Source organism: Pseudoxanthomonas mexicana (assembly GCF_010093385.1).
GTDB lineage: Bacteria > Pseudomonadota > Gammaproteobacteria > Xanthomonadales > Xanthomonadaceae > Pseudoxanthomonas_A > Pseudoxanthomonas_A mexicana.
Window position 1 is genome coordinate 1 of record NZ_PDWV01000077.1, and the last position, 12500, is coordinate 12500.

At 68.5% G+C, this 12500-nt stretch carries 11 protein-coding genes and 1 rRNA gene; 4 read left to right on the plus strand and 8 right to left on the minus strand.

The annotated features are described in order from the left end of the window. The coding region (locus CSC76_RS17790) for an integrase core domain-containing protein (RefSeq protein ID WP_162111295.1) at positions 1–127 on the plus strand (127 nt) is incomplete at its 5' end. On the opposite strand, the gene CSC76_RS17795 is transcribed toward CSC76_RS17790, so the two are convergent. Then, positions 124–720 (minus strand): DUF3106 domain-containing protein, encoded by a 597-nt coding sequence (locus tag CSC76_RS17795; RefSeq protein WP_238395082.1) that lies wholly within the window; start codon positions 718–720, stop codon positions 124–126. The genes CSC76_RS17790 and CSC76_RS17795 overlap by 4 nt on opposite strands. Continuing rightward, complete coding sequence (locus CSC76_RS17800) at positions 707–1693, minus strand: hypothetical protein (RefSeq protein ID WP_162111296.1); 987 nt, start codon at positions 1691–1693, stop codon at positions 707–709. The genes CSC76_RS17795 and CSC76_RS17800 overlap by 14 nt, the downstream gene beginning before the upstream one ends. Before the next feature lie 442 nt (positions 1694–2135). Here CSC76_RS17800 and CSC76_RS17805 point away from each other — a divergent pair, with 442 nt between their 5' ends. From CSC76_RS17805 to CSC76_RS17815, 3 genes are all read left to right on the plus strand, one after another. Further along, on the plus strand, positions 2136–4322 hold the full coding sequence (locus CSC76_RS17805) for a primosomal protein N' (protein WP_162111297.1): 2187 nt from the start codon (positions 2136–2138) through the stop codon (positions 4320–4322). Then, complete coding sequence (locus CSC76_RS17810; protein WP_162111298.1) at positions 4322–5641, plus strand: MFS transporter; 1320 nt, start codon at positions 4322–4324, stop codon at positions 5639–5641. The genes CSC76_RS17805 and CSC76_RS17810 overlap by 1 nt, the downstream gene beginning before the upstream one ends. A 70-nt stretch (positions 5642–5711) precedes the next feature. Further along, the gene (locus CSC76_RS17815; RefSeq protein ID WP_162111299.1) at positions 5712–6989 is read left to right on the plus strand and encodes an NAD(P)/FAD-dependent oxidoreductase; all 1278 of its coding nucleotides are present in this window, start codon (positions 5712–5714) and stop codon (positions 6987–6989) included. On the opposite strand, the gene CSC76_RS17820 is transcribed toward CSC76_RS17815, so the two are convergent. The 6 genes from CSC76_RS17820 to rrf all read right to left on the minus strand — a co-directional run. Continuing rightward, a complete protein-coding gene (locus CSC76_RS17820) occupies positions 6962–7435 on the minus strand; it encodes a DUF1203 domain-containing protein (RefSeq protein ID WP_162111300.1) in 474 nt (157 codons plus the stop codon). The genes CSC76_RS17815 and CSC76_RS17820 overlap by 28 nt on opposite strands. 80 nt (positions 7436–7515) lie before the next feature. After that, complete coding sequence (locus tag CSC76_RS17825; protein WP_162111301.1) at positions 7516–8943, minus strand: hypothetical protein; 1428 nt, start codon at positions 8941–8943, stop codon at positions 7516–7518. A 131-nt stretch (positions 8944–9074) separates the two neighbouring features. After that, complete coding sequence (gene rpoH / locus CSC76_RS17830; RefSeq protein WP_162111302.1) at positions 9075–9953, minus strand: RNA polymerase sigma factor RpoH; 879 nt, start codon at positions 9951–9953, stop codon at positions 9075–9077. Between the two features lie 192 nt (positions 9954–10145). Next, the gene (locus CSC76_RS17835; RefSeq protein WP_162111303.1) at positions 10146–11024 is read right to left on the minus strand and encodes a metal-dependent hydrolase; all 879 of its coding nucleotides are present in this window, start codon (positions 11022–11024) and stop codon (positions 10146–10148) included. 67 nt (positions 11025–11091) lie between these two features. Then, positions 11092–12321: a dipeptidase gene (locus CSC76_RS17840; RefSeq protein ID WP_162111304.1), complete on the minus strand. Its 1230-nt coding sequence runs from the start codon at positions 12319–12321 to the stop codon at positions 11092–11094. 92 nt (positions 12322–12413) lie between these two features. Further along, positions 12414–12500 (minus strand): 5S ribosomal RNA (gene rrf / locus CSC76_RS17845); the annotation flags it as partial.

Here is a 12500-nt window from a genome sequence, read left to right on the forward strand (position 1 = left end):
ACAGCGAGCCCACGCGCTGCAGGGCTGGCTTCATCACTACAACTGGCATCGACCACATGCCAGCCTTGGCTACAGGCCACCCATCACCCGAATCCCACTGAACAACGTGGTGGGTTTACACAGCTAGCGTTCACGCCGTTGCTGCAGCCATGCGCGGCGTCGGCCATCAGGCACCGCCAGCAATTCGCGACGGAACGCATCCCGGTCCTGCGGCGGCAGCCGCTGCGCGAGCGCGGCCAGGTCGTCGCGCTGCTCCGCATCCAGCCGCCGCAGGATGGCCAGCAGGCCATCGCGCTCGGTGGGCGGGACGTAAGCGAACAGCGGCTGCAGGCGCGGCCAGTCGGCGCCCAGGTCCGGACCCAGCCGCCAGCCCTGCCGCTGCATCGCGTCCAGCATGCCGAACTGCGTGCGCAGCGCGGCCTGGTGTTCCGGCGGCAGCGCCGCGATCTCGCTGGCGGCGGCGCGCAACCGCGTGCGTTGCACCTCGTCCAGCGCGCGCCAGGCGGCGTAGCGCGCGCGACGGTCCTCGCGCTCGTGCCGCGGCAAGGCGTCCCAGGCCAGGCGACGCTGCTGCCATTCGGCCTGCGCCGTGGGCGACATGGTGGCCCAGCGGGATGCGTTCGTTGCGTCCTGCGCGGGCGACGCGCCGATGCCCGCCAACAGGGCGATGACGGCCATCGCGCGCACGGCAGTCGCCGGTCTGCGGTCAGCGCGCCGCATCGGTCGCGGCTCCTGCATCGGGGTTGGGCACAGCGGTCGACGACATCGCGCCGGCACCCGCGACGTACCAGGCCAGAAAATCCGCTTCGCGGGCATATGCCTCGTCATCGGCATCGGCGAGGAGCACGAAATCCCCATGGGTCTCGGCGGGGATCAAGTTGTCTGCGCGCAAGGCGGGCGCCTCGGCCGCGGGCAGGGGTGCCGACGTGATGACCGGATCAGGCGGAAGCGCCGAGACCCCTTCTTCCGAGGCGGGAGCTCCTGTCGGCGTCGATGCCGGCGGTGGCGCCTGCCCTTGCCACCACCAAAGCGCCGCGCCCGCGGCGGCCAGCAGCAGGATGCCGGCCAGCAGGATCCACGGCCAGCGGCGCCGGGCATCGACAGTCCTGGTCTCTGGCGCCTTCGCCGGCGCCACGGCCGGCACGCGGGTGCCGGCCAGGGCGTCCTCGCGCAGGCGGGCGAGTTTGGCCAGCCGGTCGGGGGACAGTTCCCGCAGCTGCGTCTGGATCGCCTCGGCCACGGCGCGCCACGCGGCGGCATCGGGATGGCCCAACGCGTCGCGGGGGCAGGCACGGGCCAGGGCATCGCGGTAAGCCGCGCCATCGAGCCCCAGGGCGTCGGCGGCGTCGGCTTCCTGCAGGCCACCGGCCAGCCGCAGCAACAGCGCGGCACGGTCGAGCGGCGCGGCCGCGGCCAGGGCGGACAGCGCGCCCGGCCATCGAGCGTCAGGGGCAGCCGTCCGCAACGGCGGCGCGGAGGACAGCAGCGACCAGAAGCGCACCGGCCAGTCCGCCATCGGCAGCGCCGCCGCATTGCCACGGAACGCTCGCAGGGCAGCGGCCAGGGCGACATCGCCGCGGTCCGGGTCGCCGCACTGGAGTTCGGCGAACACGGCGCCGCGACGCTCGCAGCCACGCAGGAAGGCGGCCAGGGCGGCGGGGGGAGAGCCGACGGTGTCTTGGGGAGCCATCATGGAACCGGTTGCGGATGGCCGATGATAGTCACCCATCCGGCCCGTATGGACGCTTGACAGCGCGTCGGAATCTGCTCTCCCCGATGGCACAAGGGTTTCGACGAAACAACGTTGTGCACAGCGGTCATCGATCCGTCATCCGTGGCCGCTGACCCACCCCTGGCGCCCATGTTTCATTTCGGTTTCACGGTCAAGCTACTGATTTTATTTGGAATTATGCCGCTGGCGTTTTTTTCGCCAACCCGACCCGGATGCTTGCGGGACCGTCATTGCGCCGTGAAGCATTCGCGCCATGCACAGATTTATCCACAACCTGTGTGGATAAACCGGAATCCCCTTTGGGGATCGGCACTTGCGTGATTTTCGTCAAGATTCTGACAGGACATCGCCGCAACTGTGTGAGACCTGACCGCCATCGGAAGGGGCCGATACACTGCACGCGATGCCGCCCGATCACACCCTTCAAGTCGCCCTGCCCGTGCCGTTGCCGCGGTTGTTCGACTACCTGCCCCCTATCGGCCAGGCCGCCTCGCCAAGCGACGTCGGCAAGCGGGTGAGCGTGATGTTCGGCAACCGGGCGCTGACCGGGTTCGTCGCCGGGGTCGGCCCGCCGGCCGATCCCGGGTTGGACCTCCGACCGGCGGACGCACTGCTGGACGCGGCCCCTCTGCTGCACGGCGAACTGCTGGAATCGCTGCACTGGCTGGCCCGCTATACGCACGCCCCGCTGGGCGAGGTGGTGGCCACCGCCCTGCCGGTGCTGCTGCGCCAGGGCGAGCCGTTGCCCGATACCCATGCCTGGCATTGGCGCCTGACGGAAGCCGGCCTTTCGGGACGCGAGCGCCTGCGCGCGGGCAGCCGACCACGGCGCCTGGCGGACCTGCTGGCGCAGCACGGCACCCTCGATGAAGACGTGCTGGACCTGCACCTGGACACAGGACGCGCCACCGCACGCGATTTGGGCAAGCGTGGGTTGGCGGAGCGCTTCGCGGCCCCGCCGGCCGCCGTCGCCGCGTCGCCGCGGCCCGGCCCGGCGCTCAACGACGAACAGCAGGCCGCCGCCGACGCGATCTTCGGCACCTCGGGGTTCGGTGCCCTCCTGCTCGACGGCGTGACCGGCAGCGGCAAGACCGAGGTCTACCTGCACGCCATCGCCGACTGCCTGCGGCGCGGCCGGCAGGCGCTGGTGCTGGTGCCGGAGATCGGCCTGACCCCGCAGACGCTGTCGCGCTTTCGCGAACGGCTGGGCGTGCCGGTGCATGCGCTGCACTCCGGCCTCAACGACGGCGAGCGCGCCCGCACCTGGGCCGCCTGCCTGCGCGGCGAGGCGCGGGTGATCGTGGGCACGCGCTCGGCGGTGTTCACGCCGCTGCCGGAGGCCGGCCTGATCGTGGTCGACGAGGAACACGACGGCAGCTACAAGCAGCAGGACGGCATCCGCTACCACGCACGCGACTTCGCGCTGGTACGCGGCAAGGCGCTGGACGTGCCGGTGGTGCTGGGCAGCGCCACGCCATCGCTGGAAACCCTGCACAACGCACGCAGCGGCCGCTATGCGCACCTGCGCCTGTCGCGTCGTGCCGGTGAGGCGCAGCCGCCGGCCGTGCGCGTGCTGGACATGCGCAAGCGCGCGCAGCAGGCCGGCCTGCTGTCGGACACGCTGCAGGCGATCCGCCAGGCGCTGGACGCCGGCGGCCAGGTGCTGGTGTTCAAGAACCGTCGCGGCTACGCCCCGGTCCTGCTGTGCCACGACTGCGGCTGGAGCGCGCAGTGCAAGCGCTGCGACAGCCCCATGACCGTGCACGCGGGTGGCAAGCGGTTGCAGTGCCACCACTGCGGCGCGCGGCAGGCGGCGCCACCGGCCTGCCCCGATTGCGGTGGTCTGGCGCTGCAACCGCAGGGCATCGGCACCGAGCGGCTGGAAGAACTGCTGGCCGAACAGTTCGCAGACGTGCCGGTGCTACGCGTGGATCGCGGCACCACGCAGAAGCGCGACGGCCTGGCGCAGCAACTGGCGAAGCTGGGCGACACGCCCGGCATCCTGGTAGGCACGCAGATCCTGGCCAAGGGCCACGACCTGCCGCATCTCACCCGTGTGGCCGTGGTCGGCGTGGACGAGGGCCTGTTCTCCACCGACTTCCGGGCCGGCGAGAAGCTGGCGCAGCAGCTCATCCAGGTGGCCGGACGCGCGGGACGCGCGGGCAAGCGCGGCGATGTGTGGCTGCAGACGCACCATCCCGACCATCCGCTGCTGAACACGCTGATCAGCGGCGGCTACCACGCCTTCGCCGAGGCCGAACTGGAGCAACGTCAGATGGCCGGGTTCCCGCCCTTCGCGCACCTGGCGCTGCTGCGCGCCGAAGCCCAGCACGTTGACGCCGCACAGCAGTTCCTGCAGGCGGCGAAGCGTGCCCTGCGCGCGCACGACGCTACGCTGGAGATGCATGGCCCGTTGCCGGCACCGATGCCGCGCCGCGCCGGCCTGCATCGCGTGCAGCTGCTGCTGTCGTCGCCCGAACGGCGCGCCCTGCATCGCGCGCTCGATCTCGCGCTCCCCGACATCCACGCCCTGCCGGAAGCCCGCCGCACGCGCTGGTCGCTCGATGTCGACCCCATGGACCTGTACTGATGACGCCCACGTCCCGCGCCGACCTGACGCCCGCCCAACGCCTGCGCAGCATCTTCAGCGGCTCGGTCGGCAACCTGGGGGAGTGGTACGACTGGTACGTCTACGCGGCGTTCTCGCTGTACTTCGCCGAGGTGTTCTTCCCCGGCGGCGACCGCACCAGCCAGTTGCTGAAGACCGCTGCGATCTTCGCAGTGGGCTTTCTGATGCGCCCGCTCGGCGGCTGGCTGCTGGGGCGTTACGCCGACCGCCATGGCCGCAGGCGCGCGCTGATGCTGTCGGTGGTGATGATGTGCGGCGGTTCGCTGATCATCGCCTGCACGCCCGGCTACGCGAGCATCGGCGTGGCCGCACCGATCCTGCTGGTGCTGGCGCGGCTGCTGCAGGGACTATCGGTCGGCGGCGAATACGGTACGTCGGCGACCTATCTCAGCGAGATGGCCACGCGCGGGCATCGCGGCTTCTGGTCCAGCTTCCAGTACGTCACGCTGGTGATGGGGCACCTGATTGCGTTGGCCGTGCTGATCGCGCTGCAGCGTGTGTTCCTCACCGACGAGCAACTGCGCGAATGGGGCTGGCGCATCCCGTTCGCGATCGGCGCGGTGGCGGCGCTGGTGGCGTTGTGGCTGCGCCGGAACATGGTGGAAACCGAGTCCTTCTCCCGCCGCGAGGCCGCGGGCACGCCGGACCAGCAGGAGGCGCAGGGCACGCTGCGCGCGCTGATGCAGCACCCACGCGCGGTGCTCGCCGTGGTCGGGCTGACGATGGGCGGCACGCTGGCCTTCTACACGTACACCACCTACGTGCACAAATTCCTCGTCAACAGCGCCGGCATGGCCAGCGAGACGGCCAGCCTGATCAACGCTTCCACGCTGTTCTTCTTCATGCTGCTGCAACCGGTGGTCGGCGCGCTGTCCGACCGGATCGGCCGCCGGCGGATCCTCATCGCGTTCGGCGTGCTGGGCACGCTGTGCACGTGGCCTATCCTGTCGACGCTGCAGACCGTATCCAGCCCGGCGCAGGCGTTCTGGCTGGTCATGGCGGCCCTGGTGATCCTCAGCGGCTACACCGCGATCAACGCGGTGGTGAAGGCGGAAATGTTCCCGGTGGAGATCCGCGCCCTTGGCGTCGGCCTGCCCTATGCACTGACCGTCGCGCTCTTCGGCGGAACGGCGGACATGGTCGCGCTATGGTTCAAGAAGAGCGGCATGGAAACCGGCTTCTACGGGTACGTCACCGCCTGCATCGCGTGTTCGCTGCTGGTCTACCTGTGGATGCCCGACACGCGCACGACCTCGCTGATCGACCGCGACCCGGACTGAACGACGGCGGCGGGCCGCGTGCGACAATCCATCGTGATCCGCCACGCACTTCGTGGCTGCGGGAGACGGCATGCAGGCAGCACACCATTTCGTCATCGTCGGCGGCGGCTTCGCCGGGCTCTGGGCGCCGCGCGCGCTGGCGTCCGCGCCGGTGCGCATCACCCTGATCGACCGGCCCAACCATCACCTGTTCCAGCCGCTGCTCTACCAGGTCGCCACCGCCGGATTGTCGGCACCCGACATCGCCGCGCCGCTGCGCCACATCCTGCGCAAGCAGGCCAACGTGGAAGTGCGCCTGGCGGAGGTCGCTGCGATCGCGCCGCAGGAGAAGCATGTCATATTGGCCGACGGCACGACCATCGCCTACGACGCCTTGCTGCTGGCGACGGGCGCGACGCATGCCTATTTCGGCCACGACGAGTGGGCGCGGCATGCGCCCGGCCTGAAGACGCTGGACGACGCCCTGCAGCTGCGCCGCCACCTGCTGCTCGCCTTCGAGCGCGCGGAAGCCGAGACCGATCCCGGGAAACGCGCCGCGTGGCTCAGCTTCGCCATCGTTGGCGGCGGACCGACCGGCGTGGAACTGGCCGGCACGCTGGCCGAGATCGCGCGGCATACGCTGAAGAACGAGTTCCGCCGCATCGACCCCTCGCAGGCGCGCGTGCGGCTGGTGGAGGCGGGACCGCGCGTGCTGGCGTCCTTTCCCGACACGCTGTCGGAGAAGGCGCGCAGGCAGTTGGAACGGCTGGGCGTCGAGGTCGTCACCGGCACGCCGGTCAGCGACATCACCGACGAGGGTTACCGGCTGGGCGACACCTTCGTGCCGGCGAAGACGGTGGTGTGGGCGGCCGGCGTGGCCGCGTCACCGCTGGCGCGCACGCTCGACGTGCCACTGGATCGCGCCGGCCGCGTGCCCGTGCAGCCCGACCTCAGTGTCGCGGGGCATCCGGACATCTTTGTCGCGGGAGATCTCGCCGCCGTGACCTCGGACGGGCGCCCCGTGCCCGGCGTGGCGCCGGCGGCGAAACAGATGGGTCGGCACGTGGCGCAGGTACTGCGCGCACGCCTGGATGGGCGCGCATCGCCTGGCGACTTCCGCTACCAGGACTATGGCAACCTCGCGACCATCGGCCGCATGGCGGCCGTGGTGGATTTCGGCCGGTTGAAGTTCTCCGGCCTGCTTGCTTGGTGGTTCTGGCTGACGGCGCACGTGTTCTTCCTGATCGGCTTCCGCAACCGCCTGGTGGTGCTGTTGAACTGGTGCTGGGCGTACTGGAGCTACCAGCGCGGCGCGCGGATCATCCTGGGCAAGGACGAAGATCAGGCCGGATCGACGCGACAGGCGTAGCAGCCGGGTCGCGCGTTGTGGACGTGCACGTAGGCGACGTCCGGCAAGGCGAGCAGGCGTTGCAGGTGGGACAGCGCGTCGCTTCCTTCCACCACATCGGCATCGCGCATCAGGCCGTCTGCATCGTATGCGCGCAGCGACAGCAGGCGTCGCGGAAAGCTGGGCGGCAGCGTGCCGCGGACCACCGCCGCCGGTTGCTGCATGGCGGCCTCGCGCACATAGATCGGGCCGCTGGCACGATAGGGCCCTGCCACGTCGTGGTGCACGAACGGAAGCAGCAACAGCGTCTCGCCCTGCCGCGCGTCTTCCAGGGTGACCCGGCACGGGAATCCCCGGTCGGCGTCGGCGACGACGCGGCGTATGTTGCGCGCCGCCAGCGCGCCGTCGTCGAGTGCGAACAACGGCCGGAAGGTGTCGGGCGACAGCCCGTGGATCACGAACGACATGGCGTCAGGCTCCGGAACAGAGGACGCCATGCTCGCGCCGCCGTCACGGCGGCGCTATCCGGATCTTGTTCGGCCCGCTTCTAGTCCAGCGGATAACGCGTGCCGTCGGCCATGACCAGCTCGCCCTCGCCGATGCGCTCGCTGTCGGCGTCGACGGTGATGAACTCGGCTTCCAGACGTCCCTGACCCTTGCTGCCTTTCAGGTCGAAGATATAGCGCTCGCCTTCTGCCGCCCAGGACGCGTCGCGATCGAAGACCGCCTCGCGGATGTCGCCGATATGGCGTCGCACCACCGGGTGCGCCTGCATCGCCGTATTGGCCTGCAACACGAAGATGCCGTCCTGGCGCGCGAAGGTCTCGGGAACGTCCCCGTCGACCTGCTCTCCCGGGAACGGAGGCTCGCCCTCGAATGCCAGTTCGCGCCCATCGGCGAGCGTCAGCACGCCCTTACCCAGGCGTTCGGTATCCGCATCGACGGTGATGAACTCCGCCACGATATGCCCGCGCCCCTTGTCGCCGACCAGTGCGAACGCGAACTCGTTGACGCCCTCCGCTTCACCAGTGGCGGCCATGTCGAACTCGAAGGTCTGCAACGCGCCGATGTGCTGCTGCACCAGTGGATAACGCTGCACGGCCACGCGGGCCTGACGAGTGAAGATGTTGTCCTGCATGTCGCCGAACAGATCGTCGACGCCCGCGCCCTCGTCGGCCGCCTCGCCCTCGTCGGCCGCCTCGCCCTCGCCGGGCGGTTCGCCCTCGAATGCCAGCCGCCGGCCATCGGCCAGCGTCAGCACGCCCTTGCCCAGGCGTTCGGTACCCGCATCGACGGTGATGAAATCGGCCTGCAGGCGCCCGCGTCCCTTATCGCCTGCCACGTCGAACACGAAGGTGTTCATGCCGGGCGCGGCGCCGGTGGCGTCGGTATCGATCTCGAACGTAGTGATCTGCCCGATGTGCTGGCGGATCAGGGGGTAACGCTGCGCGGCTTCCTGTGCCTGCCGGGTAAAGAGGCCGGCGCCCGCTTCGACCTCCTCATCATGCTCATGGTCATGCGCGTGGCCGTCCTCCGAAGCCAACGCATCGGCGTCGCCCTCGATGGCGTGCCGGGTGCCGTCGGCCATGACCAACGTGCCCGGACCCAGCGCCTCCTGAGTGGCGCTGACCGTAATGAAACGCGCGGTGACGCGCCCCTTGCCACGACTTCCCTCCACGTCGAACACCAGTACGTCCGGACCGGGTTCGTCCATGCTGGCCGCTTCGTCCAGCGTCACCTTGCGGATCGCGCCCAACTGCGCAGCCACGACGGGATCGATCTGCATCGCCGCGCGCGCCTGCGCATCGTATTCCTCACGATCGATGCCGAAGCGGATGCCACGTTCGGTACCGCCTGATTTCTCGTTTCCGTCCTCGGCCGCATTCGTCGCCGCGATCGCCGGCAATGCCGCCAGGCCCAATACCGCCACCGCCGCCCACGCGAGCTTCGCCCATCGCCTGCTGCCCCACCCCATGCCGTGCTCCTTGGCCGGTCTCCCGCCCAATGCGGATCGCGGCGTAGTGGACCACACTTCCGCCGGACGATGAACTCGCCAATGGAAAAGGCCCCTTGCGGGGCCTCTTCGAAGACATCGTGCGACGCGGATCAGGCCGCGAACAGGGCTTTCATCTTCTTCAGCGCATTGGCTTCGACCTGGCGCACGCGTTCGGCGGAGATGCCGTACTCGTCGGCGAGTTCCTGCAGCGTGACCTTGCTTTCGCCATCCAGCCAGCGACGCTTGATGATGTCGCGCGACCGGTCGTCCAGGTTGGCCAAGCCTTCGCGCAACAGTTCCAGCTGGTTGTCCTCGCTGTCTGCGCGTTCGTAGGCCTGCGAAGGATCCTCGTCGTGCGCGACAAGGTAGCTGGCCGGCGACGGCGGTGCATGGTCCTCGTCCTCGTCCGCGGGGGCATCGAACCCGATATCGCGACCGGAAAGGCGCGCTTCCATCTCCAGCACTTCCCGCTCGGACACATTGAGGTCCTTGGCGATGGCGCTGACCTCTTCGGCATTCATCCAGCCCAGGCGCGTCTTGGACTTGCGCAGGTTGAAGAACAGCTTGCGCTGTGCCTTCGTCGTGGCGACCTTGACGATGCGCCAGTTCTTCAGGATGAACTCGTGCATCTCGGCACGGATCCAGTGCACCGCGAAGCTCACCAGGCGCACGCCCATGTCGGGGTCGAAACGCTTCACCGCCTTCATCAGGCCGATGTTGCCTTCCTGGATCAGGTCGCCCAGCGGCAGGCCGTAGCCGTTGTAGCCGCGGGCCACATGCACCACGAAACGCAGGTGCGAGTGCACCAGCTCGCGTGCCGCATCGAGGTCTTCCTCTTCGCGGTAGCGCTGCGCCAGGGCGCGCTCGTCTTCGACCGTCAGCACCGGGATCTGGTGCACGGCGCTGATGTAGGCGTCGAGCGAGCCCAGGGCACTGGGGATCGGCAGGTTGTTGGCGACCAAGGCGGTAGTGGAGGTGTTCTGGCTCATGGGCAAGGATGTTAGCAGTCGGGGGGTTCGACTGCTAACCACATGGGAAGTTCCCCATTGTCCCAGCACTGCAACGATGGCGCGCCATCCCGCCCGGCACCCAAGCCCTTTATCAATCAATGACTTGGTGATGAGCGGGCCCGCCACTGCGCGCCATACGGGTGATCGCGTCGGCTCGGGTGGAGCTGGCGTTCAGGTTCGGCTGCCCATCGCGACGACAGCAGGGGGCTGCCGGCTGGCTTGGCGCGTCAGTACCCCCGCCGCCAGCGCGTCAGCGCCTGGCAGACGGGAAGGATGGAAGCCGGGCCGCAGGTAGTGCAGCAGATGCTGCAGCGTGCGGCGTGCCATGCCATGGCCCGTGCCCAGATGCCAGGCTGCCTGCCGCCAGATGGCCTTGCGCCAGAGCCGCCGATCCTGAGCCAGCAAGGCCGTCGTCAGACCGGTCATCAGCAGATAGAACAGGGTGCTCGTCGTGATCGCGCCGAGCAGACGCACCGGATAGCGGGGTGAAACCGTCTGCAGCAGATCGAAGGCGACCGCGCGATGTTCGATCTCCTCCGCGAAGTGCCATTCCATCAGGTCGCGCATGCGCGGATCTGCGGAAGCGAGAATCGACTGGGACAGGAACTCGTATCCCAGGAAGGCATTGATGTGCTCGACGCAGCTGACCAGCGACGCCCGGAACCAGAGAGGCGCGAAACGGTCCATCACCCGGAAGACCCAGCGGTCGACCATGCGCTCGAACCCGCGGTATGCGTAGCCCTGCGCATCCAGATTGTCCCAGTAGCGCTTGTGCGCCACGCCGTGCTGCGCTTCCTGACGGATGAAATCCTGGCAGCGACCCAGCAGCGTTTCGTCGCGCACATGCGGCAGGCATGCATTGAGCGTGCGAATGTAGAACGCCTCGTTGGCAGGCACCAGGATGGTGTAAGCATTCAGCAGCGACGATACGAATTCGTTCCCCGGCAGCCAGTGCCGGGGAATGTCCCCGAGCAACCCGGCGGCGAAGCGGCGTGGCGTGATGCGCTCGTCCATGTCGATGCGTCCCTGCGCGTTCCAAGCGTTCTTCAATGGTCTGCGTCCTCGCCCATCGCGCGGACTGCCATGCGTCGGCTTTGCCTCACGATCCGACGCACGGCTACGGTGCGGAAGCGTCGCTCGCGTCCTGGACCTGCCTCAGGACGCGCAACAGGTTGCCACCCCAGATCTTCCTCACATCGCCTTCCGAATAGCCCGCCGCCAGCAGGGCCTCCGTGATCCTGGGCAGAGCGGTGACGTCGTCCATGCCCACCACGCCGCCACCGCCATCCCAGTCGGCACCGATACCGACGTGGTCGACGCCCGCGACGCGAATGATGTGCAACAGGTGCGACATGTAGTCATCGAAGGCCGCCCGCTTGACGGGATACCGCGCTTCGATCGCGCGACGCTCACTCAGATAGGCCGCCACGCGGCTCGTCGGCAGTCGCTCCTCCGGACCGAACTTCTCCGACAGGGCTTCGAGCGCCGCCTCTCTCTCCGGTACCTTGGGGATGTCGACCAGGTAGCCGCCATAGGCATTGACGTGGATGACGCCTCCTTTGGCAGCAAGCTGACGGATACGCGCATCGTCGATGTTGCGAGGGTGGTCGTACACCGCGTCCGCACTGGTGTGGGAAAGCACGATGGGCGCACGGGACAGTTCCAGCAGCTGGTCGAATACGGCATCGCTCGCATGCGAGGCATCCAGCACGATGCCAAGCCGGTTCGCCTGCTCCACGAGCGCGCGCCCGGCGGGGCTCAGTCCGTTCCACTCCGCTCCCGCCGGATCCGTCGATGAATCCCCGAACTCGTTGTTGCGCACATGGGTTATCCCCAGCATCCGCAGGCCAAGGCGGTGGTAGACCTCCAGCAGGCTTGGGTCGCTCGCCAGCGGCGCCGCGTTCTCCATGCTGATGAAGCTCACGCGCCTGCCGGCCGATGCGATCCGCTCGGCATCGGCCGCCGTCAGCGCAAGCTCCATGTCTGAGGCGTGCGCGGCGAGCATCTCGCGAATGCTGACCAGCCGTTCCAACCCGTGATCCCGGGCCGCGCGCTTGCCCGCCTCATCGCGCGCGCCCTGCGCCGTGTAGATGACCCAGAACCCGCCATCCAGCCCTCCTGCCTTCATGCGCGGGAGATCCACTTGCGACAGCTCGCCTTCGTGGCGATGGTCGTCGGCAATGCTCCATCCCGGCCGTCGCAGGTTCGCCGGCGTATCCAGATGGGTATCGAGCACCAACGCACCCTCATGTATGCGCGCCGCTTCCGCAGTGGCGTCCTTCGCTGCGATGTCAGCGCTTGCCAATACCGCCAGCGTGGTGGCCAAGGCCAACAAAGTCCGCTTCATGATTCGCCCCTGTGAGATGAACCCCGATTGTTGGCGAAAGCCGGGCAATAAAAAACCCCCGTCCTTGTGGGACGGGGGTTTCGGGATAAAGGCCCTGGCGATGACCTACTCTTGCATGGCTTAAGCCACACTACCATCGGCGCGGCTGCGTTTCACTTCCGTGTTCGTGATGGGAACGG

Coding starts and splice junctions, on each gene's coding strand:
- CSC76_RS17825 (WP_162111301.1), bottom strand. CDS start 8,943: ATGGGGTGGGGCAGCAGGCGATGGGCGAAGCTCGCGTGGGCGGCGGTG.
- CSC76_RS17815 (WP_162111299.1), top strand. CDS start 5,712: ATGCAGGCAGCACACCATTTCGTCATCGTCGGCGGCGGCTTCGCCGGG.
- CSC76_RS17805 (WP_162111297.1), top strand. CDS start 2,136: ATGCCGCCCGATCACACCCTTCAAGTCGCCCTGCCCGTGCCGTTGCCG.
- CSC76_RS17840 (WP_162111304.1), bottom strand. CDS start 12,321: ATGAAGCGGACTTTGTTGGCCTTGGCCACCACGCTGGCGGTATTGGCA.
- CSC76_RS17795 (WP_238395082.1), bottom strand. CDS start 720: ATGCGGCGCGCTGACCGCAGACCGGCGACTGCCGTGCGCGCGATGGCC.
- rpoH (WP_162111302.1), bottom strand. CDS start 9,953: ATGAGCCAGAACACCTCCACTACCGCCTTGGTCGCCAACAACCTGCCG.
- CSC76_RS17810 (WP_162111298.1), top strand. CDS start 4,322: ATGACGCCCACGTCCCGCGCCGACCTGACGCCCGCCCAACGCCTGCGC.
- CSC76_RS17800 (WP_162111296.1), bottom strand. CDS start 1,693: ATGATGGCTCCCCAAGACACCGTCGGCTCTCCCCCCGCCGCCCTGGCC.
- CSC76_RS17820 (WP_162111300.1), bottom strand. CDS start 7,435: ATGTCGTTCGTGATCCACGGGCTGTCGCCCGACACCTTCCGGCCGTTG.